20 protein-coding genes are annotated in these 26,041 nt (G+C 71.2%); 10 read left to right on the top strand and 10 right to left on the bottom strand.

What is annotated here, in order from left to right:
* Window positions 1-27: 27 nt before the first annotated feature.
* The 7 genes from E1292_RS36495 to E1292_RS36525 all read right to left on the bottom strand — a co-directional run bounded on the left by E1292_RS36495 (window position 28) and on the right by E1292_RS36525 (window position 10,805).
* Window positions 28-1,836, bottom strand: a complete 1,809-nt coding sequence (locus E1292_RS36495) for an acyclic terpene utilization AtuA family protein (protein WP_132602052.1) — start codon at window positions 1,834-1,836, stop codon at window positions 28-30.
* On the bottom strand, window positions 1,833-2,603 hold the full coding sequence (locus E1292_RS36500; RefSeq protein WP_132602016.1) for an enoyl-CoA hydratase-related protein: 771 nt from the start codon (window positions 2,601-2,603) through the stop codon (window positions 1,833-1,835). The genes E1292_RS36495 and E1292_RS36500 overlap by 4 nt, the downstream gene beginning before the upstream one ends.
* On the bottom strand, window positions 2,600-4,522 hold the full coding sequence (locus E1292_RS36505; protein WP_165974928.1) for an ATP-binding protein: 1,923 nt from the start codon (window positions 4,520-4,522) through the stop codon (window positions 2,600-2,602). The genes E1292_RS36500 and E1292_RS36505 overlap by 4 nt, the downstream gene beginning before the upstream one ends.
* Window positions 4,519-6,108 (bottom strand): acyl-CoA carboxylase subunit beta, encoded by a 1,590-nt coding sequence (locus E1292_RS36510; protein ID WP_132602022.1) that lies wholly within the window; start codon window positions 6,106-6,108, stop codon window positions 4,519-4,521. Before E1292_RS36510 ends, E1292_RS36505 begins: the two co-directional genes overlap by 4 nt.
* Entirely contained in the window at window positions 6,105-6,746 is a 642-nt protein-coding gene (locus E1292_RS36515) for a TetR/AcrR family transcriptional regulator (RefSeq protein WP_165974929.1), read from the bottom strand. Before E1292_RS36515 ends, E1292_RS36510 begins: the two co-directional genes overlap by 4 nt.
* 107 nt (window positions 6,747-6,853) lie before the next feature.
* Window positions 6,854-9,265, bottom strand: coding sequence for a serine/threonine protein kinase (locus E1292_RS54355; RefSeq protein WP_246090581.1), 2,412 nt, complete (start codon window positions 9,263-9,265; stop codon window positions 6,854-6,856).
* A gap of 178 nt (window positions 9,266-9,443) precedes the next feature.
* Entirely contained in the window at window positions 9,444-10,805 is a 1,362-nt protein-coding gene (locus tag E1292_RS36525) for an FAD-binding oxidoreductase (protein ID WP_246090582.1), read from the bottom strand.
* Between the two features lie 109 nt (window positions 10,806-10,914).
* On the opposite strand from E1292_RS36525, the gene E1292_RS36530 reads away from it, so the two are divergent.
* A complete protein-coding gene (locus E1292_RS36530) occupies window positions 10,915-11,466 on the top strand; it encodes a hypothetical protein (protein ID WP_132602028.1) in 552 nt (183 codons plus the stop codon).
* Window position 11,467: 1 nt separating this feature from the next.
* On the opposite strand, the gene E1292_RS36535 is transcribed toward E1292_RS36530, so the two are convergent.
* Window positions 11,468-12,673, bottom strand: coding sequence for an aspartate aminotransferase type Ic (locus tag E1292_RS36535; RefSeq protein ID WP_132602031.1), 1,206 nt, complete (start codon window positions 12,671-12,673; stop codon window positions 11,468-11,470).
* A gap of 259 nt (window positions 12,674-12,932) precedes the next feature.
* On the opposite strand from E1292_RS36535, the gene ctaD reads away from it, so the two are divergent.
* From ctaD to E1292_RS36575, 8 genes are all read left to right on the top strand, one after another.
* A complete protein-coding gene (gene ctaD / locus E1292_RS36540; RefSeq protein WP_439331931.1) occupies window positions 12,933-14,663 on the top strand; it encodes an aa3-type cytochrome oxidase subunit I in 1,731 nt (576 codons plus the stop codon).
* 66 nt (window positions 14,664-14,729) lie between these two features.
* Window positions 14,730-14,963: a hypothetical protein gene (locus tag E1292_RS36545; RefSeq protein ID WP_220447236.1), complete on the top strand. Its 234-nt coding sequence runs from the start codon at window positions 14,730-14,732 to the stop codon at window positions 14,961-14,963.
* A 5-nt stretch (window positions 14,964-14,968) separates the two neighbouring features.
* Complete coding sequence (frdA, locus tag E1292_RS36550) at window positions 14,969-16,702, top strand: fumarate reductase (quinol) flavoprotein subunit (RefSeq protein ID WP_220447237.1); 1,734 nt, start codon at window positions 14,969-14,971, stop codon at window positions 16,700-16,702.
* Window positions 16,695-17,441: a succinate dehydrogenase iron-sulfur subunit gene (sdhB, locus tag E1292_RS36555; RefSeq protein WP_220447238.1), complete on the top strand. Its 747-nt coding sequence runs from the start codon at window positions 16,695-16,697 to the stop codon at window positions 17,439-17,441. Before frdA ends, sdhB begins: the two co-directional genes overlap by 8 nt.
* Window positions 17,438-17,866: a succinate dehydrogenase/fumarate reductase transmembrane subunit gene (locus E1292_RS36560; RefSeq protein WP_165974930.1), complete on the top strand. Its 429-nt coding sequence runs from the start codon at window positions 17,438-17,440 to the stop codon at window positions 17,864-17,866. Before sdhB ends, E1292_RS36560 begins: the two co-directional genes overlap by 4 nt.
* Window positions 17,863-18,204: a fumarate reductase subunit FrdD gene (frdD, locus tag E1292_RS36565; protein WP_132602043.1), complete on the top strand. Its 342-nt coding sequence runs from the start codon at window positions 17,863-17,865 to the stop codon at window positions 18,202-18,204. The genes E1292_RS36560 and frdD overlap by 4 nt, the downstream gene beginning before the upstream one ends.
* Before the next feature lie 210 nt (window positions 18,205-18,414).
* Window positions 18,415-21,069, top strand: a complete 2,655-nt coding sequence (locus E1292_RS36570) for an immune inhibitor A domain-containing protein (protein ID WP_246090583.1) — start codon at window positions 18,415-18,417, stop codon at window positions 21,067-21,069.
* Window positions 21,070-21,185: 116 nt separating this feature from the next.
* Complete coding sequence (locus E1292_RS36575; RefSeq protein ID WP_132602046.1) at window positions 21,186-22,124, top strand: diacylglycerol/lipid kinase family protein; 939 nt, start codon at window positions 21,186-21,188, stop codon at window positions 22,122-22,124.
* 112 nt (window positions 22,125-22,236) lie between these two features.
* Here the strand turns inward: E1292_RS36575 and E1292_RS36580 are convergent, their stop codons facing one another.
* Together E1292_RS36580 and E1292_RS36585 are read right to left on the bottom strand one after the other, a co-directional pair.
* Window positions 22,237-23,016, bottom strand: a complete 780-nt coding sequence (locus tag E1292_RS36580) for an SWIM zinc finger family protein (protein ID WP_132602049.1) — start codon at window positions 23,014-23,016, stop codon at window positions 22,237-22,239.
* 1 nt (window position 23,017) lies between these two features.
* A complete protein-coding gene (locus tag E1292_RS36585) occupies window positions 23,018-25,657 on the bottom strand; it encodes a DEAD/DEAH box helicase (protein WP_246090584.1) in 2,640 nt (879 codons plus the stop codon).
* Window positions 25,658-25,727: 70 nt separating this feature from the next.
* Between E1292_RS36585 and E1292_RS36590 the strand changes: the two genes are divergently transcribed.
* The coding region (locus tag E1292_RS36590) for a hypothetical protein (protein ID WP_181958349.1) at window positions 25,728-26,041 on the top strand (314 nt) is incomplete at its 3' end.

The following is a 26,041-nucleotide window of genomic DNA, read 5'->3' on the forward strand; positions in this document are numbered from 1 at the left end:
GGGCTGCTGGGGTGGCGGATGGCCGGCTCAGTCCAGGAGCGCGGCGGGGATCTGCGCATGCCGGGCGCGTAGCTCTTCGCCCAGCGCCTTGGCCTGCGGGTCCATGCGCGGGCTCGCCGCCACACCCCGGCCCAGGAGCCCGTGGACGACGAAGTTGAGCGCCTTGAGGTTCGGCAGCTCGTGGCGGTCGATGCGGTACGGGGCCAGGTGCGGCAGGAGGCGCTTGAGACGGTCAGGGGTCAAGGTGGCGGCCAGCCACGCGTACCGGTCCTGAGTCGCGGCCCAGACCCCCAGGTTGGCGTTGCCGCCCTTGTCACCGGAACGCGCACCCACGATCCGCCCCAGCGGCATCCACACGGTCCCCTCCCCGCCCGCCACGCCGTCCGCTCCTGTGGTGTCCGCCGGGGCGGGATGCGCTGCGCTGGTCCCCGTGCCGCCCGCCAGGGCGGGCGAGGGGGATGTGATCGCCATGGTGCGGGTGCCGGCCGTGCCGACGGGCTCCGACGTGAGCGGCGGCTTCGGATCGGGGAGTGAGGACGGGGGTTGAGGGCCGGCGGGTACGGCGGTGACGGGTGTCTCTGCGCCGTCCACGAAGACCTGGGGCCGGACGTCCGAGGCCGGGACCAGGACCGGCCAGTAGATCCCGTACGGCGTGGCGTTGCCTGGCGGGGTGAGGCCGTAGAAGCCCGGGTAGCTGGCCAGCCCCGTCTCCACCACGGCCGAGGAGAAGGCGCGCCCCGCCGTGCGCTCGTCGGCGCTCATGACCGTGATCCGCAGCAGGCCGGAGTCCGTGAGCGTCACGTCCACCGCGTCGAACGACTCCCGCGGGACCCGCGCCCAGACGGCCTCCTCCGCCACCCGGGCCTTGGCCGCCACGTCGAGGCCCGTGAGCACGAGGGTCATGGTGTTGCGGTAGCCGCCCAGGTAATTGACGGCGACCTTGAGCGTGCCGGGCGGCGGCTCGCCCCGGACGCCGGAGACCAGCACCCGGTCGGGCCCGTCGTCGGCGAGCGTGATCGTGTCGAACCTGGCCACCACGTCGGGCCCGAGGTAGCGGGGGCCGCCCAGCTCGTACACCAGCTGGGCGGTGACCGTGCCGGCCGAGACCAGGCCGCCCGTGCCGGGATGCTTGGTGATCACGGCGGATCCGTCCGGGCGGAGCTCCGCGAGCGGGAAGCCGCAATGGGCCAGATCGGGTACGTCCTGGAAGAACGGGTAGTTGCCGCCCGTGGCCTGGCAGCCGCACTCGATGATGTGCCCGGCGACCACCGATCCCGCCAGCGGGTCGAGGTCGGCGGGGCCCCAGCCGTACCGCCAGATGCCGGGCCCGGTCACCAGGGCGGCGTCGGTGACGCGGCCGGTCACCACCACATCCGCGCCCGCCGACAGGGCGGCGGCGATGGGGCGGCCGCCCAGGTAGGCGTTCGCGGTCAGCGGGGTCGCGCCGAGGCGCTCGCCGGTGTCGGCGTTGACCAGGTCGAGGGGCCTGCCGGTGAGGTCGTCGCCGGTGACGTGGGCGACCGAGGGGGACAGGCCGAGGCGGGCGGCCAGCTCGTGCACGGCCTCCGCGCACCCGGCAGGGTCGAGGCCGCCCGCGTTCGTCACGATCTTGATGCCCCGGTCGAGGCAGGGGCCGAGGACGTCCTCCAGCTGCCGCAGGAACGTCGGCGCGTAGCCGGGGCGGCCCTTGAGCCGGTTGCCGGCCAGGATCAGCATGGTGAGCTCGGCGAGCCAGTCGCCGGTCAGCACGTCGATCGGCCCGCCCTCGACCATCTCCCTGGCGGCGGAGAGCCGGTCCCCGTAGAAGCCGCTGCAGTTGGCGACGCGCAGGGTCATCGCGTGGCCCACGTGGGCGGCCGCTTCTCCATGTACGCGGCGATGCCCTCCTGACCCTCCTCCGAGGTGAAACGCTCGGCGGACAGCGTGGTCATCTGCCGCAGCCCCTCCGGGAACGACATCGCCGGCACCTGCCTGACCAGCTGCTTGGTGATGGCCAGCGCCTCGGGAGCACCCTTGATCAGCAGGTCGGCGTAGTGGGCGACCGCCGCGTCCAGCTCCTCCTCCGGCACGGCCTTGGAGATCAGCCCGATCTCCGCGGCCCTGGCGGCGTCGAACACCTCGCCGGTCAGGAAGTATTCGGCGGCGGCCCTGGGGTCGAGCCTGCGCAGCACCGGCACCGAGATCATCGCGGGCACCACGCCGAGGCGTACCTCCGTGAACGCGAACGACGCCGTCACCGGCGCGACCGCGAAGTCGCACGCCGCCACCAGGCCGAGGCCGCCCGCCCGCGCGGTGCCGTTGAGCCGGCAGATCACCGGCTTCGGGCTCTCCCAGATGAGCGAGAGGATCTCCGGGAACGACGCCGTCACCGGCGCGTCCGGCTTGCCGTCCGCGGCGCGCTGCTCCTTGATGTCGGCCCCCGAGCAGAACACCCTGCCCGTGGCCGTCAGAACGATCACCCGGGCCGCCGGCTCGGCCAGCGCCCAGTCGAGCCGCTCCCTCAACTCGCCGAGCAGGCGTACGGACAGGGCGTTGCGGTTGGGCGGCGAGTCCAGCGTGATCGTCGCTACGCCCGCCGCCAGGTCCTGGTGGACCAGGGTCATGTGCTCTCCTCCTGAATGATCGCCAGCACGGCTCCCGCCTCGACCTGCCGGCCTTTCTCCACGTGTACGCCGGACACCACGCCCGCGACGGGGGCGGCGACCCGGTGCTCCATCTTCATGGCCTCGAGCACCAGCACCGGTTGCCCCTTGGCGACCCGGTCGCCGGCCGCCACCTCGACGCGCAGCACACTGCCCGGCATGGGGGCCAGCAGGGACCCCGGCGCGACGTGCTCGACCGGCTCGGGCAGCCGGGGGAGCGGGGTCAGCACGGCGCAGCCGCCCGCGTGGTCGACGTAGACCTTCGGGTCACCGTCGTACCGGGCCACCTCGAAGGTGTGGCGGACGCCGTCGCGTTCGAGGACGACGGTGTCCGGCTCGGCGCTGAGCACGGTGATGTGCTCAGGGAGCGGGTCGTACACGATCTCGGCCTCGGCGAAGCGGGCGCGGCGGGGCTGGGAGCGCACGTTGCGCCAGCCGCTCGGCAGCCCGGCCAGCACGCGCGCGTCGCGCCGGTTGGCGGCGGCCAGGGCGAGGGCGGCGGCCAGCGCGGGCAGCCCGCCCGCCGGCTCGCCCCCCGGGCCGTCGCTCGTCGCGCCGTCCGGTGCGGGTCGCGGCCGGGTGGGGACGCCGTGGACGGGGCCGTCCGGGTCCAGGAATCCGGTATGGGTGTCACCGGCCAGAAAAACTGGATTTGTCAGGATTCGTACGAGCAAGTCGCGATTAGTGGTGACCCCGTGGAGCTTCGCCCGCCGCAGCGCCGTGGCCAGCCGCCGCACCGCCTCCCCGCGCGACGAGCCGTGCGCCACCACCTTGGCCAGCATCGCGTCGTAGTGCGGCGACACCACGGACCCCGACTCGACGCCCGCGTCCACGCGCACGTCCCCGGGCACCTCGAACCGCCGCAACACCCCCGTCTGCGGGAGGTAGCCGTCGTCCTCCGCGTACAGCCGCGCCTCGACCGCGTGCCCGGCGGGCTCGGGAGGGCTCGCCGGCAGCGCCGCGCCCTCGGCGATCTCCAGCTGGAGCCGGACGAGATCGACGCCGTGGACCAGCTCGGTGACGGGGTGCTCGACCTGGAGCCGGGTGTTCATCTCGAGGAAGGCCACCCGGTCGCCCTTGACCAGGAACTCCACCGTCCCCGCTCCGGTGTGGCCGATCGCCCGCGCGGCCCTGGCGGCGGCCTCGAACAGGTGCTCCCTCAGCGCGGCGGAGATCCCTGGCGACGGGCACTCCTCGACGACCTTCTGGTGCCGCCGCTGCACGCTGCACTCGCGCTCGCCCAGCGCCCACACGGTGCCGTGCCGGTCGGCCAGCACCTGGACCTCGACGTGCCGGGCCGCCTCCAGCAGCGGCTCCACGAACACGGTGCCGTCGCCGAAGGCCGCCGCCGCCTCCCGCTCCGCCGACTCGATCTCCCGCGCGAGCTCGCCCGGCTCGCGCACGACGCGCATCCCCCGGCCGCCGCCACCGGCGGACGCCTTCACCAGCAGCGGGAACTCGCCGGGGGCGGCCGGGTCGAGCGACGGCAGCACGGGCACCCCGGCCTCCGCCATCAGCCGCTTGGCCGCGACCTTGGACCCCATGGCCGCGATGGCCGCCGGCGGCGGGCCGACCCACACCAGCCCGGCGTCGAGCACGGCCTGCGCGAAGTCGGCGTTCTCCGACAGGAAGCCGTACCCGGGGTGCACGGCGTCCGCCCCGGCGGCGCGGCAGGCGGCCAGGATCAGCCCGGCGTCCAGGTACGTCTCCGAGGGGTGCGCGCCCGGCAGGCGTACGGCGAGATCGGCCTCGGACACGTGCGGCGCGCTCGCGTCGGGGTCGGAGTACACCGCGACCGTGGAGATGCCGAGCGACCGGCAGGTGCGGAAGACGCGGCGGGCGATCTCGCCCCGGTTCGCGACGAGCAGGCGGTCGATCACGGGCGGAACACCCCGAATCCCGCCGGCTCCGGCACCGGCGCGCTGTTGACCGCCGACAGGCACATGCCCAGCACGGTACGCGTGTCGCGCGGATCGATGACCCCGTCGTCGTAGAGGCGCCCCGAGAGGAAGAACGCCAGCGACTCGGCCTCGATCTGGGCCTCCACCATCGCGCGCATCGCCGCGTCGGCCTCCTCGTCGTAGACCAGCCCCTTCGCCCGCGCCGACGCCCGGCCCACGATGGACAGCACGCCGGCGAGCTGCGCGGGCCCCATCACCGCCGACTTGGCGCTCGGCCAGCTGAACAGGAAGCGAGGGTCGTAGGCCCGCCCGCACATGCCGTAGTTGCCCGCGCCGTACGACGCGCCCATGACGATCGTCAGATGGGGAACGGTCGAGTTGGACACCGCGTTGATCATCATCGCGCCGTGCTTGATGATGCCGCCCTGCTCGTAGTCCTTGCCGACCATGTAGCCGGTCGTGTTCTGCAGGAAGACGAGCGGCGTGCGCGACTGGTTCGCCAGCTGGATGAACTGCGTGGCCTTCTGCGACTCCTCGCTGAACAGCACGCCCTGGGCGTTGGCCAGCACGCCGACCGGATAGCCGTGGATCCGCGCCCAGCCCGTCACCAGCGAGACGCCGTACGCCGGCTTGAACTCCTCGAACTCGCTGCCGTCAGCCACCCGCGCGATCACCTCCCGGGGGTCGAACGGCACCTTCAGATCCTCGGGGACGATGCCGAGCAGCTCGTCCGCCGGATAGATCGGCTCCCGCGCGGGCAGCGGGACGGCGCCCCGCTTGCGCCAGTCGAGCGAGCGCACGATCGAGCGGCCGATGCGGAGCGCGTCGTGCTCGTCCTCCGCCAGGTAGTCGGCGAGCCCGCTCACCCTGGCGTGCATCTCCGCCCCGCCCAGCGACTCGTCGTCGGACTCCTCGCCGGTCGCCATCTTGACCAGCGGCGGCCCGCCCAGGAACACCTTCGCCCGCTCGCGCACCATCACCACGTAGTCGCTCATCCCGGGCACGTAGGCGCCACCGGCGGTGGAGTTGCCGAAGACGAGCGCGACGGTCGGGATCCCCGCCGCCGACAGCCGCGTCAGGTCGCGGAAGATCTGCCCGCCGGGGATGAAGATCTCCTTCTGCGTCGGCAGGTCCGCGCCGCCGCTCTCGACCAGGTTCACGTACGGCAGGCGGTTGCGCAGCGCGATGTCCGCCGCGCGCAGCGACTTCTTCAGCGTCCACGGGTTGGAGGCGCCGCCGCGGACGGTGGGATCGTTCGCCGTGATCACGCACTCGACGCCCTCGATCACGCCGATTCCCGAGACCATGCTCGCCCCGACGGGGAAGTCGCTGCCCCACGCGGCCAGCGGCGACAGCTCCAGGAACGGGGAGTCGGCGTCGATCAGCAGCTCGACGCGGTCCCGCGCGAGCAGCTTGCCCCGCGCGCGGTGCCGCTCGACGTATTTCGCGCCGCCCCCGCCCACCGCCCTGGCGTGCTCGGCGTCCAGCTCGGCCAGCTTGGCCAGCATCGACGCGCGGCGCCGCTGGTGCTCCTCGCTCGCCGGGTCGAGCCTGCTCCTGATCATGCGCCCTCCTCCGGGCGCACCCAAGGTGACGCGTCCGTCAACCCGATCGCCCGCGCCCACAACCGCGTCAGATGGTCGACGGCCGTCTCCTCCGCGGCCTGCTCGCCCAGGTCGAGCCAGACGTGGGCGAAGTGCTCGACCATCCCGCCCAGCATGATCGCGGTCAGCCGGGGGTCGAGCGCCGGGTCGGCCAGGCCCTCCTCCTGCAGCCGCCGCAGCCCGTCGGCGCCCCGCCGCACGAACACCTCGCGCAGCTCGAGCAGCAGCCGGCCGAACCGGCCGTCGCCGGTCGCGGCCTGCTCGAACATCCGCACCAGCCGCGAGTTCGCGGCCCAGGCCCGCAGGTAGAGCCGGTTCGCCGCCTCGATGCGGGCGTACGGGTCGGCGGAGGCGGCCGTGCCCACGACGCTCGCCGCGAACATCTCGCCGACCACCGCCTCCGCGACCTCGCCGAACAAGGCCTCCTTGGAGCCGAAGTACGTGTAGAAGGTGCCGTGGGAGACACCGGCCCGCACGCACACGTCGTCGATCCGCACGGCGTCGTATCCGTGCTCCTCGAACGCCTCGTGCCCGGCCTGCAGCAACGCGGCCCGCGTGCGCCTCCCTCTGGAGGTGGACGCCGGAGACTTGACGATCACGTCAGCCACGCTAGCGCACGAAAGCACTCGGGTCACCGGGCACGGCGGCTCCGCGCGGACTCGTACGCGGGCGGGGAGCCGGCTGCGGAGTCAACGAGGATGCGGGGTCAGCTGCAGTGGCTCCAGCCGGACTTCCAGCTATGCAAACCCCACGAACCGCCCCAGATCACGCACTTCTTCTTCGCCGGCAGCTTGACCGGGCCGGCGTACGCCGAGACCTTGCCGGGATCGCTCGCCTTGCCGCCGCCCTTGACCTGGAGCAGCGCGTTCATCGAGACCTTGCCCGTCCACACCAGGCGCGACATCGTGACCACGCAGTTCCGGGCCGACTTCGCGTGGTACGCGAGGTAGATCGTGGCGCCGCTGCCCAGCGCGTGCGAGTCGATGACCTTGTAGCCGGAGCCGCACACCTTGGCCACGCTGTACGGGTTCTTCTTGGGAGCCACCTTCTTCGGCGCGGCGGCCTGCTTGGGCCGCTTGAAGACCGGGATGGTCCGCGTGGGCCCCGCGGTCGGGCGCACGGTGGGCTCCGCGTTGGGCTCGACCATCGTCTTCTTCTTTTTCCTGGTCGGTTTGGGCGTCGGCTGCGGCCTGCGGTTCTGCGTGACCGGCGGCGGGGTGTAGCGGTTCGGCCGCGGCGTGACGGTCTTCCTCGGCTTCTTGGGCTTCTTGGTCGTCGGGTCGATGTCCAGGGTGGGGACGGGAACCGTCTCCGTCGGGGTCGCGGAGGCGGGCGGCCTGCCCGGCTGCCCGGCGCCCGAGCCGTCACCAGGGGTGCTGTTGGAGGAGTTGCCCACCGGCACGACCGGGACTTCCTGGCTGTTCGCCTGTACCACGACGGCGCCGACGACCACGAGCAGGGCCGCGGCGGCGGCGCCCGAGAGCGCGAGGGTCAGCGTGCGGCGCTGCTTGGCGGGCGGGCTTTCACCCGGCCTCGGCGCGCCGCCGGGAGCTCCCTGCTGGAACCCTCCGCCCGGGGGCATGCCGGGGCCGTGCGGCGGCATACCCGCGGCCTGGGGCGCTCCCGGATACGGGGAGCCGTGCGGTCCCTGCGGGCCGCCTTGGGGGTTCTGCGGGACGGGCGGGCCCTGCGGGTTCTGGGGGTTCTGGGGGCCGTTCTGAGGGGCTCCCGGCGCGGGCATCCCCGGCTGCTGCCCGCCCGGGGATCCGGCCGGATGGTGCGGTCCAACGGGACCGCCGCCGGGGTGCGGGGCGTTGTGCGCCATGCCCCCCTGGGCGGGGCCCACCTGGTTCGGGACATGGGGGATGGGTCCGCTGAGTCCCGGGTTGTGTCCTGTGCCGGGGATGGGGCCGCTCTGGCCCTGGCCGGGGATGGGTCCGCTCTGTCCGGGGTTGCCCTGGCCGGGGATGTTCGGGATGGGCCCGCTGAGCCCTGGGTTGTGGCCGGCGCCCGGGACGGAGCCGCCCGCACCGGGGTTGCCCTGGCCGTGCTGGGCCGCCGCGGGAGGCGGGACGTACTGGCCGGTCTGCGGGGGCCCAGCGGGCTGCGGGCCCGTCTGGAGCGGGCCGCCCACGGGGTTCGGGCCGGTCGGCTGCGTCCAGGGGCCGGGGTAGACGTCCTCCGAGGGCGCACCCTCGCCGCCCTGATCGGTCCCGGCTTCGGGACGGCCGCCCTCCGGCTGCGCCGGCGCGGCGGGCTGGGCGGCGCCGAACTGCCGGCCCGTCGGCTCGATGGCGGACTTCGGGGCCGGCTGGCCGGTGAGGTGGACGATGAGCTCGTCGGCGGAGGGCCGCTGCGCGGGGTCCTTGGACAGGCAGGCGGCCACCAGCTCGGCGAGCACGCCCTCCATCGTGCCGAGCTCCGGCTCCTCGTTCAGGATGCGGTTCATCACCACGGGGATGGAGTCGGCGCCGAACGCGGGCTTGCCCGTCGCCGCGAACACCATGGTGACGCCCCAGGCGAACACGTCCGCGGCCTCCGACACGGCCGCACCGGTGAGCTGCTCGGGCGCCAGGTACGACGGCGTCCCCATGGCCGTGCCCGTGGCCGTCGCACCGGGGGAGTCGAGCGCGCGGGCGATGCCGAAGTCGATCACGACGGGCCCCTCGGGGCCCATGAGCACGTTGGCGGGCTTGAAGTCGCGGTGCAGGATGCCGGCGCGGTGGATGGCGGCGAGCGCGGTGGCCGTGCTGATCGCGAGCCGTTCGAGTGCCGCGCCCCGCCGCGGCCCCTCGTTGATGACCAGCTCGCGCAGCGAGGGCCCGGGGACGAACTCGCTCACGATGTACGGGCGGCTGCCGTCCAGGTCGGCGTGGAGGACGGGAGCGGTGCAGAACCGGGCCACCCGCTGCGCCACCGCGACCTCGCGCAGGAACCTGGTCCTGGCGTCGGTGTCGGCGACCAGGGCGTTGTGCAGCAGTTTGACGGCGACCTGTTCCCCCGAGTCGCTCTTGCCGAGATAAACGATCCCCTGGCCGCCCTCGCCGAGCCGGGCGACGATGTCATACGTCCCCAGCCGCCGCGGATCGTCCGCCTCCAGCGGCTGGAACTGATTCACGTCGGACCCCCATCACAACCCAGTAGATGAGGCAAAACGCTACCAGCGAGACCGTTGGGGCGTCTGCCGGACCTGTCAGAACCTTCATGTTTTGACGGAGTAAGTCACGGTTCCTTCGCAGGTCGTGTGCTCTGCGCACCCCAAGGTCACGGCTTGATGAAGCCGAGGTCACCGTTCGTCAGATGGCCTTGCCCGGGTTCAGGATGCCCAGCGGGTCGAAGACCGCCTTGATGCCCCGCTGCACCTCCGTGGCGACCGGCCCCGCCTCGAGGGCCAGCCAGCGCTGCTTGAGCAGGCCGACGCCGTGCTCCCCGGTCAGGGTGCCGCCGAGCTCCAGCGCGTGCGTGAACACCTCGTCCGCCGCGGCCCACACCTCGGAGGGCGGCTCGATGGTGCCGTGCTCGAAGATGAAGACCGGATGCAGGTTGCCGTCCCCCGCGTGCGCGACCGTGGCGATCCGCACGCCGTGCCGCGTCGCCGCCGCCTCGATCGCGGTGATCATGTCGGGCAGCACCGAACGCGGCACGCACACGTCCTCGACCAGGCACGCGCCCTGCCGCTCCTTGGCCTGGTAGGCGAGCCTGCGCAGCCCGATCAGCTCCTCGGCCTCCTGCGGGCTGGAGGAGACGGCCACGAACGAGGCGCCGTTCTCCGTGCACAGCTCCTCCATGCGCGCGGCCATCGCCTGGCTGTCCGTCGCGTCCGACTGGCCGATCAGCATGGCCTGGGTCGACGGCTCGAGGCCGATGTTGCGCCAGTCGTCGATGGCCTCGAGCGTGGCCCGGTCGAGCAGCTCCATGAGCGAGGGCTGGCAGCCGGCCGCCATGATCGCCGAGACGGCGGCGCCCGCGTCGCGCAGCGAGCCGAACTCCGCGGCGAAGGTGACCGGAGGCGCGGCGGGCGCGCGGCGCAACCGTACCGTGGCCGCCGTGATCACGCCCAGGGTGCCCTCCGAGCCCACGAACAGGCCGGTCAGGTCGTAGCCCGTGACGCCCTTCATCGTGCGGCGCCCGGTGTCGAGGATCCGCCCGTCGGCCAGCACGACCTCGAGACCGAGCGCCGAGTCCCTGGTCACGCCGTACTTGACGCAGCGCAGCCCGCCGGCGTTGGTGGCCAGGTTGCCGCCGATCGTGGAGATCTCGTACGACGACGGGTCGGGCGCGTACATCAGGCCGTGCTCCCTGGCGGCCTTGTCCAGGTCGGCGGTGATGACGCCGGGCTCGACGACGGCGATCTCGTCGGCGGGGGAGAGCTCCCGGATCGCGGTCATCCTGGCCAGCGACAGGATGACCGAGCCGTCGCCGGCCACGGAGGCGCCCGCCAGGCCGGTGCCGGCGCCGCGCGGCACCACCGGCACCCGGTGCTCGGTGGCCCACTTCATGGTGGTCACCACGTCGTCGCGGGAGGCGGCGAGCACCACCCCGGCCGGCTTGCCCGGCTCCAGAAACGTCCGGTCGCGGGCATAAGAGTCGATAACGTCCGGATCGGTCAGGACGCGGCCTTCGGGCAGGGAGCTCACCAACGCATCAATCGGTCTCACACCATGCACCTTAGGTGCAAATCCCCGCCACTCGGAGAGGACCCCCTGAGTGCGGTTTGCGCAGGCCGTGGCTTAGGGCCAAACTGCCCGAGTGAAAGTCAGGTGCCCGGTGTGTTCGGAGACCGACCAGGTCGTCGCGGTCCCCGGAGCGGTCGCCGCGGGGACCACGTACAAGATCGGGCGGGTGCGGCTGCCCGGGGCGCGCGAGGTGGCCGATCTGCCGATGGCGGCGACCCTGGGCGCCTCGAAGCACGTCATGAGCCGCACGCAGCTCGCGGTCTGGTTGTCGTTCCCCAGCCGCCACTACACGCCGTGGGCCAGGAACCAGGGCTACATCCTGCTGCTCCTGGCGGCCCTGGCCCATCTCGTCATGTCGCTGGTCATCGCGATGGGCCAGGACCCCAACTGGGGCGAGGTGCTGCTCGCGCCGTTCTGCCTGACGGGCCTGTTCTGGGGGCTCGGTCTGCTGAACGTGCTCGGTTCGTACGGCGCCCGCAAGCGCGACGACAGCGAGGCCCCGGCCAGGGAGAAGGCCATGGCCGTGTGGGAGGGCCTGTGCTACTGCGCCCGCGACAACGTCGTGTTCGAGCCGGGGGTGGGCGTCTCGTTCCATCCGAGCGAGACGCGCGAGTACATCTTCGGCTTCCGGTCGGGCCGCTGACTCAGCCCCGCTCCTCCGCCACCAGGCGCACGCAGACGGCCAGGCCGTTGATGGCCTGCTCCAGCTCGTCGAGCTCCGGGTAGGTCGGGGCGATCCTGATGGTGCGGTCGCCGGGGTCGTCGCCGTAGGGGTGGGTGGCGCCCGCCGGGGTCAGCGCGATGCCCGCCGCCTTGGCCTTCGCCACCACCTCGGCGGCGTGCGGCACATCCAGGCTGATGAAGTAGCCGCCCTTGGGGCTCGTCCAGGTGGCCAGGTCGCCGAGCTGCTCGGTCAGCACCTTGTCGACCAGCTCGAACTTCGGCCCGATCAGCTCGGCGTGCCGGCGCATGTGGGCGGCGACCCCGGCGCCGTCGCGGAGGAACTCGACGTGCCGGAGCTGGTTGAGCTTGTCGGGGCCGATGGACTGCTTGGCGGTGTTGTGCAGGAACCACTCGACGTTCGCCGGCGAGGAGCCGAAGAACGACACGCCCGCGCCTGCCAGCGTCACCTTCGAGGTGGAGGCGTAGACGAACACGCGGTCGGCGTTGCCCTGCTCGGCGCTGAGCGCGAGCAGGTCGGCCAGCTCGGCGGGAGTGTCGGTGAGGTGGTGCACCGCGTAGGCGTTGTCCCAGAAGATCCGGAAGTCGGGGGCGGCCGTGGGCATGGCGGCCAGCCTGCGCACGGTCTCGTCGCTGTAGACGACGCCGGCCGGGTTGCTGTACTTCGGCACGCACCACATGCCCTTGACGCTGGTGTCGGAGGCGACCAGGCGCTCGACGACGTCCATGTCGGGCCCGCCGGCGTCCATCGGGACGGGCACCATCGTGATCCCGAACCGCTCACAGATCGTGAAATGCCGGTCGTATCCCGGCACCGGGCACAGGAACGTGACCTTCGGCTCCTCCACCCACCGGCGCGCGGCGCCCGGCAGCGGCGTCAGCAGCGCGTGCACGATCGTGTCGTGCATCAGGGCCAGGCTGGCGTTGCCGCCCACGACGAGCTGGCCGGCGGGCACCTGCACCAGCGGGCCGAACAGCTCGCGCAGCTCGGGCAGGCCCTGCAGGTTGCCGTAGTTGCGGCCGTCACTGCCGTCGGCCGCGCGGTAGGACGTGGGCAGTTTGAGCATGTCGTTGGAGAGGTCGAGCTGGCGCGGCGACGGCTTGCCCCTGGTGAGGTCGAGCTTGAGCCCTCTCTGGACGAGGGCGGCGTAGTCACGCTGAGCGGTCACGAGATCTCCTCCACGTCGGTCCGGTTACGAAGGATAGAAGACGCCGCGACGTGGCCCGGCACCGACCGCGATATCGGCGCTCACGCCTCTCGGAAAGTCCAAGGTTTGCCGCAAATGTTAAAGAACGGCTTCCCGAGCGGCGGTCATTGGCGTGGAATGGGTAGATCGGGGCAGTCAGGCAGGCCGCGCCGAGCGCTTCGCCTGAGCAGCGGCATCTGCACCAGCACTCCGCCGGTGGCACTTCCACTGGCACTCCGCAATGGAGGGAGCGGCCGTGACGACCGTTCGCGAACCCTCGGTCGAACAGGTCAGGCGCCGGCACACCGGGACCGTGATCGCCTCCTGGCTGTCGACGACCGACCACAAGGTCATCGGCTACCTCTATCTGATCACGTCGTTCGGGTTCTTCCTCGCGGCGGGCGTCATGGCCATGATCATCAGGGCCGAGCTCGCCGGGCCCGGACTGCAGCTGGTCAGCCAGCAGCAGTACAACCAGCTGTTCACCATGCACGGCACGATCATGTTGTTGCTGTTCGCCACGCCGCTGTTCGCCGGGTTCGCGAACGTGGTCATGCCGCTGCAGATCGGCGCGCCCGACGTGGCCTTCCCCCGGCTCAACGCGGTGGCGTACTGGTTGTTCCTGTTCGGCGGGCTGATGGTGCTCGCCGGATTCTTCACCCCGGGAGGCGCGGCCGACTTCGGGTGGTTCGCCTACACGCCGCTGGCGTCGTCCATCTACTCGCCGCAGGTCGGCGGCGATCTGTGGATCATGGGACTGGCGCTGTCGGGGCTCGGCACGATTCTCGGCGCGGTCAACTTCATCACCACGATCATCGGCATGCGGGCGCCGGGGATGACGATGTTCCGCATGCCGATCTTCTGCTGGAACGTGCTGCTGACCAGCATGCTCGTGCTGATGGCCTTCCCGGTGCTGGCCGCCGCGCTGCTGGTGCTCGAAGCGGACCGCAAGCTCGGCACGCAGGTCTTCCTCGCCGAGAACGGGGGGCCGCTGCTCTGGCAGCACCTGTTCTGGTTCTTCGGCCACCCCGAGGTCTACATCATCGCGCTGCCGTTCTTCGGCATCATCACCGAGGTCATCCCGGTCTTCAGCCGCAAGCCGATCTTCGGCTACATGGGGCTGGTCGGCGCCACCATCGCCATCGCCGGGCTGTCGATGACGGTCTGGGCGCACCACATGTTCGCGACCGGGCAGGTCCTGCTGCCGTTCTTCTCGTTCATGACGTTCCTCATCGCGGTGCCGACCGGCGTGAAGTTCTTCAACTGGATCGGCACCATGTGGCGCGGGCACCTGAGCTTCGAGTCGCCGATGTTGTTCTCGGTCGGCTTCCTGGTGACGTTCCTGCTGGGCGGCCTGACCGGCGTCATCCTGGCCTCGCCGCCGCTCGACTTCCACATCAGCGACACCTACTTCGTCGTGGCGCACTTCCACTACGTGGTGTTCGGCACCGTGGTGTTCGCCATGTTCGCCGGGTTCTACTTCTGGTGGCCGAAGATGACCGGCCGCATGCTCGACGACCGGCTGGGCAAGCTGCACTTCTGGACCCTGTTCATCGGCTTCCACACGACGTTCCTCGTGCAGCACTGGCTGGGGCAGATCGGCATGCCCAGGCGGTACGCCGACTACAGTGCGGCGGACGGCTTCACCTTCCTCAACGAGGTCTCGTCCGTCGGCGCTTTCCTGCTCGGCGCCTCGACGCTGCCGTTCCTGTACAACGTGTTCAAGACCGCGAGGAGCGCGCCCAAGGTCACCCTCGACGACCCGTGGGGCTACGGCAACTCACTGGAGTGGGCCACGAGCTGCCCGCCGCCGCGGCACAACTTCACGTTCATGCCGCCGATCCGCTCCGAGAGGCCCGCGTTCGACCTGCACTATCCGCGGGAGCGCACGGACGTGGTGCCCGAGGTGGACCCCGAGGCGGACAGGGGCGGCGCCCCCGAGCTCGGGCCTCGCGAGGATACGAGTGACTGACCTTTCCCGAACGGTGACGTGGTGCTTGTGTGGAGGTGACGTTTCGCCTATCTAGGGAGATCGGCGATGACCGGCACGAAGATGCCCTTCGACCCCGAGACGGCTCCCTGCGGGAAGAAGTCCAGTGGTGAACGCCTCATCGACGACGACGAGTACGGCCTGGTGATCCGCGACCAGTTCTTCGACTGTGGCTGCCGCATGATCCGGCACGAGTACCACGACGGCAGCATCCACCTGTCCGCCATCCGCCACGACGGCAAGCGGGTGAAGGACCCGATCCAACCCGACCACGGGAAGTGACGTACATGATCGACGTGCTCATCGTCGGAGGAGGCGGAGCGGGCCTGCGGGCGGCGATCGCGGTCGCCGAGACGGATGCCGCGCTCAAGGTAGCGGTCGTGTCGAAGGTCTATCCGATGCGCAGCCACACCGTTTCCGCCGAGGGCGGCGCCGCCGGGGTGATCGGCCTCGACGACACGCTCGACGAGCACTGCTACGACACGATCTCCGGCGGCGACTGGCTGCCCGACCAGGACGCGGTCGAGGCGTTCGTGGACGAGGCGCCGCGCGAGCTGATGCAGCTGGAGCACTGGGGCTGCCCGTGGAGCCGCGAGCCGGACGGGCGGGTCGCGGTGCGCCCGTTTGGCGGGATGAAGAAGATGCGCACCTGGTACGCCGCCGACAAGACCGGCTTCCACCTCCTGCACACCCTCTTCCAGACAACCCTCAAATATCAGGACATCATCAGGTACGACGAGTGGTTCGTCACCAAGCTCGTCGTCGACGACGGCCGCGTCCACGGCGTCGTGGCCGTCGAGATCAGGACCGGCCGCATCGAGACCATCCCCGCCAGGACCGTCATCCTGGCCACCGGCGGCTGCGGCCGCGCCTTCCCCTTCACCACGAACGCCGCCATCAAGACCGGCGACGGCATGACCCTCGCCTACCGGGCCGGAGCGCCGCTCAAGGACATGGAGTTCGTCCAGTACCACCCGACCGGCCTGCCGTTCACCGGCATCCTCATCACCGAGGCGGCCAGGGCGGAGGGCGGCTGGCTGATCAACAAGGACGGCTACCGCTACCTGCAGGACTACGACCTCGGCACCCCCACGCCCACGCCCAAGCTGCGCAGCATGGAGCTGGGCCCGCGCGACCGGCTCTCCCAGGCGTTCGTGCACGAGCAGGAGAAGGGCCGCACCGTGGACACGCCGTACGGCCCGGTCGTCCACCTGGACCTGCGCCACCTCGGGGCGGGCAAGATCGACGCCCGCATCCCGTTCGTACGCGAGTTGTGCCGCAGCTACCAGAACCTCGACCCGGCCACCGACCTGATCCCGGTGCGCCCGGTCGTGCACTACATGATGGGCGGCGTCCACACCGACATCGACGGCGCCACCCCCGTCGCCGGGCTGTACGCGGCCGGGGAGACGGCCTGCGTCAGCATCAACGGGGCCAACCGGCTCGGCTCCAACTCCCTGCCCGAGATCCTCGTCTTCGGCCGGCGGGCGGGCGTCGCCGCCGCCGGGTTCGCCAGGGCGCACAGGAACGGCGAGCCGTCCTGCGTACGCGCCCAGGGCGAGGACGAACGGCGGCGGTTGGAACGCGCGCGCGGGGGCAGCGGGCACGGTGAGCGGATCGCCGACCTGCGCGAGCAGATGCAGCACACGCTCGAAGGAGCGGCGGGCATCTACCGCACGGGTGACGCGCTGGCCAAGGCCGCCGACACGCTGGCCGAGCTGCGCGAGCGCGCCGGGGAGGCCCGCATCGACGACACGAGCACGACGTTCAACACCGAGCTGATCAACCTGCAGGAGCTGCACGCCATGCTGGAGGTCGCGCAGACCATCGTCGCCTGCGCGCTGAACAGGCGGGAGTCGCGCGGCGCGCACCAGCGCACCGACTTTCCCGCCAGGGACGACGAGGCGTTCCTGGCGCACTCGCTGGTGCACCGCGCCCCCGACGGCACGCCGTCCGTCGGCCTGCTCCCCGTGACGATCACCCGGTGGCCCCCGGGAGAAAGGGTGTACGGCCGTGACTGATGACGGAACGGCGGGGACCAGGACGCTGCGCATGGAGGTCTCCCGGTACCGGCCGGGGGAGGACGACGAGCCGGTGCTCCAGGCATACGACGTGCCGCTCATGCCCGACTGGGCCGTGCTCGACGGGCTCAACTACATCAAGGACCAGCTCGACGGCAGCCTGTCCTACCGCTGGTCGTGCCGGATGGGCGTATGCGGCTCGTGCGGCATGACCGTCAACGGCGAGCCCCGGCTGACCTGCGGCACCTTCCTCACCGAGTACGGAGACGGCCCGGTGCGGATCGAACCGCTGAAGGGGTTCCCCGTCATCAGGGACCTCGTCGTGGACATCGACGACTTCCTGGCCAAGCTGTCGTCGGTGCGGCCCTGGCTGGTCAGGGAGGGCGAGGACCTGCCGCTGACCACCGAGTACGCCCAGACGCCCGAGCAGTTGGAGGCGTACAAGCAGTACAGCATGTGCATCAACTGCCTGCTGTGCTACTCGGCCTGCCCCGTCTACGTGCTCGAACCCGACTTCCTCGGCCCGGCCGCCATCGCCCTCGCCCAGCGCTACAACCTGGACTCGCGCGACATGGACGACCGGTTCGACGTGCTCAACCTGGAGGACGCCGTGTGGGGCTGCACGTTCGTCGGCGAATGCACCCAGGTCTGCCCCAAGCACGTGGATCCGGCCGAGGCCATCCAGCGGTACAAGCTGACCGCCGCCCTGCGCTCCGTCCTGCCGTGGAGCAGGCGATGACCTCCGAGGAGAAGGTGACCCCGAGCGCCGCCGTACGCACCACCTCGGCCGCCTACCGGCCGCGGACCGACCGGCTGTGGTTCGCCCGCAGCCGCCGCTACACCTTCTTCGTGCTGCGCGAGCTGACCAGCGTCTTCGTGGCGTGGGCCATCGTCTTCACGCTGATGCTCGTGGACGCGGTGCTCGGCGGGTCGCTGCGGGACTTCGCCGCGCTGGCCTCCCGGCCCTGGATGATCGCGCTCAACGTCGTCGCCCTGGCCGCGACCGCCTTCCACGCGATCACGTTCCTCAACCTGGCGCCCAGGGCCACCGTCGTCCGGCTGGACGGCTGGCGGGTGCCCGCCTGGATGATCCAGGGCGGCAACCACTCGGCCTGGGTGCTGATCTCCGCGCTGATCGCCTACTTCATCCTGAGGTCGCCATGAAGCGCACGCCCGAGCCGTACCTGTGGCTGCTGTTCAGCGGCGGGGGAGTGGTGGCGGCCCTCGTGCTGCCGGTGCTGGTGCTGCTGTTCGGGGTGCTCATGCCGCTCGGCGTCGTCGACTGGCCCGCCGTCGGGCATTTGCGCGCGCTGCTGGACGGCGTGGTCGTGCGGGCCGCGCTGCTCGTGATCGTGACGCTCTGTCTTTTCCACGCGGCGCACCGCATTCGATTCACCAGTGAAGAGCTGTTCGGCATCGCGAAGTTCGATCGGGCACTGGCGGTGATCTGCTACGGGGCGGCGCTGGCGGGCGTGGCCGCGGCCCTTTGGGTGATGGCCTGATGTCGTAGTTTGATTACGTTTCAACAATGCTCTTTACGACCCGTTTATTCACCCTCTAACGTCCGGCATTGCACACCCTATGGCCATGCGCCCGGCGACCCCGGGCAGAAAGGGTTCCTGGTGCCACGTACAAAGCGCCTGTTAGCAACGCTTCCCGCGGTCGCCCTTCTCGGCGCCGCCCTGACCGTTCCCTCCGCGCAAGCGTCGTCGGTGGCGGTTTACGAGCCCGCAGCCTCGGACTTCTACATCAACTACGCTCCGCCGAGGGTCGCGGAAGACCCGAAGGAGCCCAAGCTCGAGGATCCGAAGGCGCGCTCGCTCACCCCGGCGCAGAAGTTCGACAGGAAGTTCAGCAGCGGTAACCCCGCGGCCGGCCGCATTCTCGCCGCGCGCGAGAAGGAGGCCATGAGAACCGGCCGCAACCCCGCTGAATGGATCTTCAAGAAGTCCAAGCAGACCCGCACGGCCAAGCTCCTGACGCTCCTTGTCGAGTTCAACGAGCAGGCCAACGACGACTTCTCCGGATTCAACCGGCTGCGCTCGGTCGGCAGCGCCCCCGACGACTGCGTCGTCGAGCCGCCGGGAACGCTCCTGAACGGCCCCCTGCACAACAACATCCCCGACCCGGCCACGCTGCCGCACAAGGACAACAACTCCTTCTGGGTCGAGGACTTCAGCACCGAGCACTTCAACAAGATGCTCTACACGGACCAGGGCATCACCGAGCGGGTGCGCCCCGACCTGAAGGACCCCCGCGACGGCAAGCCCGGCATCGACATCTCCGGCTTCACGATGAAGAAGATGTACGAGGAGATGTCGAAGGGCGCCTACTCCGTCACCGGCGAGGCGGTCGGCTGGGTCAAGGTCCCGCACTCCGAGGCCTGGTACGGCGCCGCGGCCTGCGGCGGCGCTCCCCAGGACATGTCCGGCCACCCCGACAACGACCTCGGCGCCCAGCAGCTCCCGATCGACTCGGTGAACGCGCTCGCCCAGGCCCAGCCGGACTTCCCGTGGGCCGACTACGACGTGGAGGACGTCTCCGACGCCGACGGCGACGGCAACCACCAGGAGCCCGACGGCGTCATCGACCACCTGGTGCTGGTACACGCCGGCAAGGACAAGTCGTCCGACGGCGGCGCCGAGGGCACCTACGCCATCTGGGCCCACTCCAGCGCGGTCGCCGGTGGCTACACCGTCCCCGGCACCGACAAGAAGATCTCCAACTACATCGTGCAGCCCGAGGACTCCGGCGTCGGCGTCTTCGCCCACGAGTACGGCCACGACCTCGGCCTGCCCGACCTGTACGACACCTCGGGAGCGGGCAGCTCGGCCGTGGACTTCTGGGACCTGATGTCCAGCGGCTCCCACTCCGGCCCGATCTTCCAGTCGATGCCCACCCACATGGGCCTGTGGGACAAGTGGGTGCTCGGCTGGGCCAACCCGAAGGTGTTCGACCCCGGCGACCGCTCCAGGCTCGTCACCGTCGGCCAGACCTCGCGCACGCCCAAGTTCACCGAGGACGGCGTCCGGGTCAACCTGGCCTCGTCGCCGCTGAAGATGATCGACCCGCACAGCGGCTCGAACGCCTGGTGGACCGGCCTGGACCAGGAGTGGGCCAACAACAGCCTGACCCGCGACGTGCCCGTCCCCGAGGGCGCCGACGTGCGGTTCTGGATGTGGAACAACTACGAGATCGAGACCGACTGGGACTTCGGCTTCGTCGAGGTCTCCACCGACGGCGGCGCGACGTGGACCCAGCAGAAGGTCTTCGACGAGGCCGGCAACGAGATCACCACGCCCGACGGCTATCCGGACCCGAACAAGAACCTCGCGACGTTCGGCAACAAGAAGTACGGCATCACCGGCAACACCGACGGCTGGCGGCACGACTACGTCAACCTGACGCCGTTCGCCGGGCAGACGATCAAGCTGCGGCTGACGTACAACACCGACGCGGCCTTCATGCCGCGCGGCTGGCACGCCGACGACTTCGAGCTCACCAACGGCGGCACGTCCGTGTGGAGCGACGACGTCGAGGGCGGGGACAACGGCTGGCACGCCACGGGCGGCACGTTCACCAACACCAGCGGCCAGGGCTGGACCCGCAACAACGGCGAGCGCGAGGTCTCCCGCTTCTACCTGGCGGAATGGCGCAACTTCGACGGGTTCGACAAGGGCCTGCAGTACACCTACGACACCGACTACTCCCGTGACGGGGCGTGGAAGGTGCAGAAGGTCAAGTACAACGCGCCCGGCCTGCTGGTCTGGTACCGCGACTCGACGTACGTCAACAACCACGTGACCGCCGACATCACGGGCCCGCCTAGCCTCGGCCCGAAGGGCAGCCTGCTGGTCGTGGACTCCCACTACGAGCCGCTGCGCCGCACGGGCACCGCGGCCGAGAAGGACCCGACGCTCAACAAGAACCTCCCGGGCCGCGCCCAGACCTCGAACGCCGCGTTCGGGTTCCGCAAGACGTACCCGTTCAAGGAGTGCCTGGAGGCGGCGGACGAGCCGTTCAGCGAGTACTGCACGGAGTTCGAGGCGGAGAAGGGCGTCAAGACCTTCACCGACGCGAAGACCTGGTACCCGGGCATCGAGCAGATCGGCGACGGGCTGTACTACCGCGACTTCGACGCCTCCGCGGTCGTGCCGTCGAAGGACGACCAGGCGTACAGCACGCGCGTGGTGCACCAGGACGGCACCCCCGCCACCGAGCTGTACGGCCAGGTGGCCGCGGGCTCGGTGCTCGGCACCGGCAACCCCGGTGACGAGGGCAAGGCGCTGGGCGTGCAGTTCCAGCTGCTCACCCCGCTGCCGGGCAACCTGGGCGCCATCGTCCGGGTGGTCCCGCCGAAGAAGTGACCCACGGGGCCGGCCGTCCCCAGCGGCCGGCCCAGGGTAGTGGACTGTGCACCTACGGCCGCTCGCGTCCAGCGGGCGGCCGAAGGTAGCGGATTGTGCACCTACGATTGATGACCATGACCGAACTGCGCACCAAGGACGAGCACACCGAGGCGATCCGGAGAGATCGCCGGGTGGCGGTCGTGGTGAACACTCGCTCGCGCCGCGGCCGGCGGCACTATTTCGAGGTGATCGAGCAGATCCACAACCTCGGGTTCGAGCCGCTGGCGGAGCTGTCGGTCTACAACCCCAAGCGGCTGCGTGAGCTGCTCGACACCGCCCTGGCCACCGACCCTGACCTGCTGATCGTGGGCGGCGGCGACGGCACGCTCTCCTCGGCGGTGCGCCACGTGGCCCACCGCGACGTGGCCCTCGGCGTGCTGCCGCTGGGCACCACCAACAACTTCGCCCGCAGCCTCGGCCTCCCCCTCGACCTGGCCGGGGCGATCAAGGTGTTCGACACCGGCAAGGTCGCCGACATCGATCTCGGCATGGCCGACGACCGCCCGTTCGCCAACCTGGCCAGTTTCGGGGTGTCGGTCGAGGTGGCGGGCAAGGTCAAGCCGTGGCTCAAGCGCATCGTGGGGCGTCCCGCCTATCCGCTGACGGCGCTGACGATCCTGCCGGGCCACACGCCGTTCCGCGCCTTCATCACCGTCGAGGGACAGCGGCACGAGCTGCTCACCCACCAGCTGAACATCGCCAACGGCCGTTTCCACGGCGGCTGGCAGGTCGCCAGGGACATCAGCATCGACAACGGCATGCTGGTGGCCTACCAGCTCGGGTCGGGCAAGAAGTTGCGGCTGCTGGGCGAGACCCTGCTCAGGGCGACCACCGGACGCTGGCGCAGCCTCGCCGGGGGCCCATTCGTGACGGGCCGCGAGATGCTCCTGGAGACCGATCCGCCGATGGCCGCCGACGTCGACGGCGAGGTGCGGCTGCGCACGCCCATCAGGCTGCGGGTGGTCCCCAACGGGGTGCGCGTCATGGTGCCGTCCTCGTTCGAGGACAACTGAGCCGCCTCCGCACGCCGCTCCACGCCGCCTCACTCGCCGAGCTCACCGAAACGGCCGGGTCCGAGCTCGCCGGGACGGCCGGGCCCGAGCTCGCCGGGAGGGCCGGGCGGCTTCAGGCGTCGCCCAGGCGCCGGTAGGCGGGCTCCAGCGTGCCCGCCAGGCCGGCGGGCGGCGGGAAGACGCGCAGGAGGAGGTCGGGAGCGGCGGCGGACGGGCGCCGCTCGGGGCGGTGGGCCGTCGCGCCGGGCGCGTAGAAGTCGGCCAGGCGGTCGGCGAACGGCACGTCGTCCACGCGCAGCGCGTTCGCTGCGGCGTCTGCCGTGGTGTCCTCAGCCAGCGAGCCGAGCAGCTGCTCGCGGGTGCGCCCGCGCCAGGCCAGCACCAGGAACGGGTCGTCGTCGAACGACTCGGCCAGCAGGTAGAGCACCGCCGACAGGTGCTTGCACGGGAAACCCCAGTCGGGGCACGAGCAGTCCATGTCCAGGTCGCGCGGGAACAGGTCGATCCCGAGCGCGGCGAACACCTCTTCGATCTCGGCCGGCATCTCCCCGGCCAGCAGCTTGGCCCGGTGCACGGCCTGCGCCGCGATCGACTCCTCGACGGCGGCCCAGCGCGACTCGCCGTACGCCTCGATCCTGATCACGACCTCGTACGGGAGGCGCCGCGAGCCCTGTACGGCGGCTCGCACCTCCCCGGCCGCCAGGTCGATCGACAGGACCTGCCCCTGCCGGGCGTAGGCGCGGCCGCGCGAGAGCCGTCCTTTGTCGCAGACGCGCTCCAGAATGTCGATGAACCGCCGCGACCACCACGTGGAGCCGATGCTGCGCCGCAGCGTGCGGGCCTTGATGCCGCCCTCGACCCTGATCGGCTTGGCGCCGTCGAACCACGCCATGTCAGCCCACCCCCTCCGCCGTCAGCCGGAACACCTCGCGCAGCTCGTCGGTGGACAGGTCGGTGAGCCAGTCCTCGCCGGCCCCGACCACCCGCTCGGCCAGGGCCTTCTTGCGCTCGATCATCTGGTCGACGCGTTCTTCGAGGGTGCCCGCGCAGATGAGCTTGCGCACCTGTACGTTCCTGCGCTGCCCGATGCGGAACGCGCGGTCGGTGGCCTGGTCCTCGACGGCCGGGTTCCACCAGCGGTCGACGTGGACGACGTGGTTGGCGGCGGTGAGGTTGAGGCCGACGCCGGCCGCCTTGAGCGAGAGCACGAACAACATCGGCTCGTCGTCGTCCTGGAACCGGTCGACCAGGCGGTCGCGGGTCTTCTTCGGCAGCCCGCCGTGCAGCCAGAGGACGGTCGTGCCGAGCCGCTGGGCGAGGTACGGCTGGAGCATGGTGCCGAACTCCGCGTACTGCGTGAAGAGCAGGGCTTTTTCGCCTTCTGCCAGGATCTCTTCGGACAGCTGCTCCAGCCGGGCCAGCTTGCCCGACCTGCCCGACAGGCGGGAGCCGTCCTTGAGCAGGTGGGCCGGATGGTTGCAGACCTGCTTGAGCCTGGCCATGGCCGACAACACCAGGCCGCGCCGCTCGATGCCCTCGCTGTCGTCGATCCTGGCCAGCATGTCGTCGACGACCGCCTGGTAGAGCGTGGCCTGTTCCGTGGTGAGCGGGCACCACTCCTTGATCTCCAGCTTTTCCGGCAAATCCGAGATGATGGATTTATCGGTTTTAAGGCGGCGGAGGATGAACGGGCCCGTCGCCCGCTTGAGCGCCCTGGCGGCCTGCTCGTCCTGCCGCGCCTCGATGGGCTCCTGGAATCGTGTCCTGAACCGCGTACGCGGCCCCAGCAGGCCCGGGTTGGTGAACTCCATGATCGACCAGAGCTCGGCCAGATGGTTCTCGACCGGGGTGCCCGTCAGCGCCAGCCGGGTGCCCGTGGGGATCGACCGTACGGCCTGGGCCTGCAACGTCCCGCTGTTCTTGATCGCCTGTGCCTCGTCGCACACGACCCTGCGCCACTCGTGCCGCCGGAGCGTCTCCAGGTCGCGCTGGGCGGTGCCGTACGTGGTGATCACCAGGTCGGCGTGCTCGATCTCCGCGGCGTCGCGGCCGCTGCCGTGGTGCACGTAGACGCGCAGCCCGGGCGCGAACCTGGCCGCCTCCCGCTGCCAGTTGCCGACCAGCGACATCGGGCACACCAGCAGCGTCGGGGCCTCGGCCCGCTCGTGGACGAGCAGCGCCAGCGTCGTGATCGTCTTGCCCAGCCCCATGTCGTCGGCCAGCACGCCGCCCAGGCCCAGCTCCGACAGGAAGCTCAGCCAGGCCAGGCCCCGCTCCTGGTAGGGCCTGAGGGTGGCGTCCAGACCCGCCGGCGTGGCCAGCGGCACCAGCCGCCGCTCGGCCTGCCCGGACAGCAGGTCGCCGAGCACGCCGTCGGCGTCGACCTCCAGCAGCGGCAGCTCGTCGTCATCGGCCTGCACGACGTGACGCAGCAGGTCGGCGGCGCTCGCCTCACCCGTACGGGCGCCCTCGACGGCCTTGAGCGCCGCCTTGAGCTGCCGGTCGTCCAGCTCCACCCACTGGCCGCGCACCCGGACCAGCGGCACCTTGAGCCGGGCCAGCTCGGCCAGCTCCGCCTCGCTGATCGTCTCGTCACCCACCGCCAGGTCGATGCGGAAGTCGACCAGCTCCCGCATCCCGAACCCCTGGGCCGCGGCCGCCGTCTGCGCCTTGGTCCTCGTGGTGAGCTTCAACCCCAGCTTCGTTCGCCCCGCCCAGCGCGGCAGCTGCACGCCGAACCCGGCCGCCTGCAACAGCGGCGCCGCCTGCCTGAGGAACCCGAACGCGCCCGCGGTGTCCAGAGCCAGCTCGCTCGGCTGGGGGACGCGCAGGGCACGGTCCAGCTCGGGATAGAGCCTGACCGCCCGTCCCAGCCCGGCCAGCAGCTCTCGTTCCGGTTTCCCCGGGAACCCGGCCGGCCCGCCCTCGCTCCACACCGTGGCGGCGGGGATGTAGAGGCTGGGGTCGTCGGCGGCCTGCAACGCCAGCTCGACCCGCCAGCCGTCGGCCCAGCGGTCCGCGCTGTCGTCGGCGCTGTCGTCGGCGCTGTCGTCGGCCTTGTCGCGAACCTTGGCGCGGACCCTGTCGTCATGGTTGTCGTCAGTGCTGAGGGCGGCGCTGTCGTCGGTGCCGGCGGGCTCCAGCAGGCGGAAGCACACCCGCGCCGCGCCCTCGGCCGTCGTCACCGCGTCGTGCCACTTCTCGAGCTCCTGCCGCAGCTCGGGCACGTCGGGACAGGCCGGGTCGTCGCCGGTCAGCGCGGCCAGCCAGCGCTCGCGCGGCGTGCGCGGCCCGGCGGTGAGGGGCCCGGCCAGCGTCTGCCTGACCAGCGCGTCGGTGAACGTCTCGAGCGCCTCGCGCAGGACGTCCGCGGAGGGTCGTTCGGTACGGGAGGTGCGGCAGGCGGGCGGCATCGCCAGCGCCAGCTCCCGGAAATATCCGGCATCCGCCCCCGTCAACACCGGCCCCCACACCGCCCGCGCCGTGTCCTTCGGAATCACCCACATCGCCATGGAGTCGTCGGGATGAAGCACGACTCCAACGTCACGCTCCCCGCCCGCGGACGGCCCGCCGGCGGCGCCCGCCCCCGCAGACGGACCGGCGGTGGCGGCTGCATTCCCGGAGGGGTCGGTGGTGGCAGCCGAGGAGCTGCTCCTGCCCGGCTCGGCCAAGGAACCCCTGCCCTCGCCGGAGACCGGGCGGCTGGCGGAGGTGACCCGGCCACGGCTGCGACTCTGGCAGGTTCCCGCCGTGGTGCCACCCGCCGCCGTGGCCCTGCGGATGCTGGACGGGCACGCGGGCACCGCGACCTTGCGCCACTGGGCCGCCGTCGCCGCCTTCGCCCGCGACCTGGTACGCCGGGGCCGCGTCATCCCCCGGCTCATCCCCGCTTCTCCTCCCACCACACCTTCCGGCAC

Source organism: Nonomuraea deserti (assembly GCF_004348685.1).
GTDB lineage: Bacteria > Actinomycetota > Actinomycetes > Streptosporangiales > Streptosporangiaceae > Nonomuraea > Nonomuraea deserti.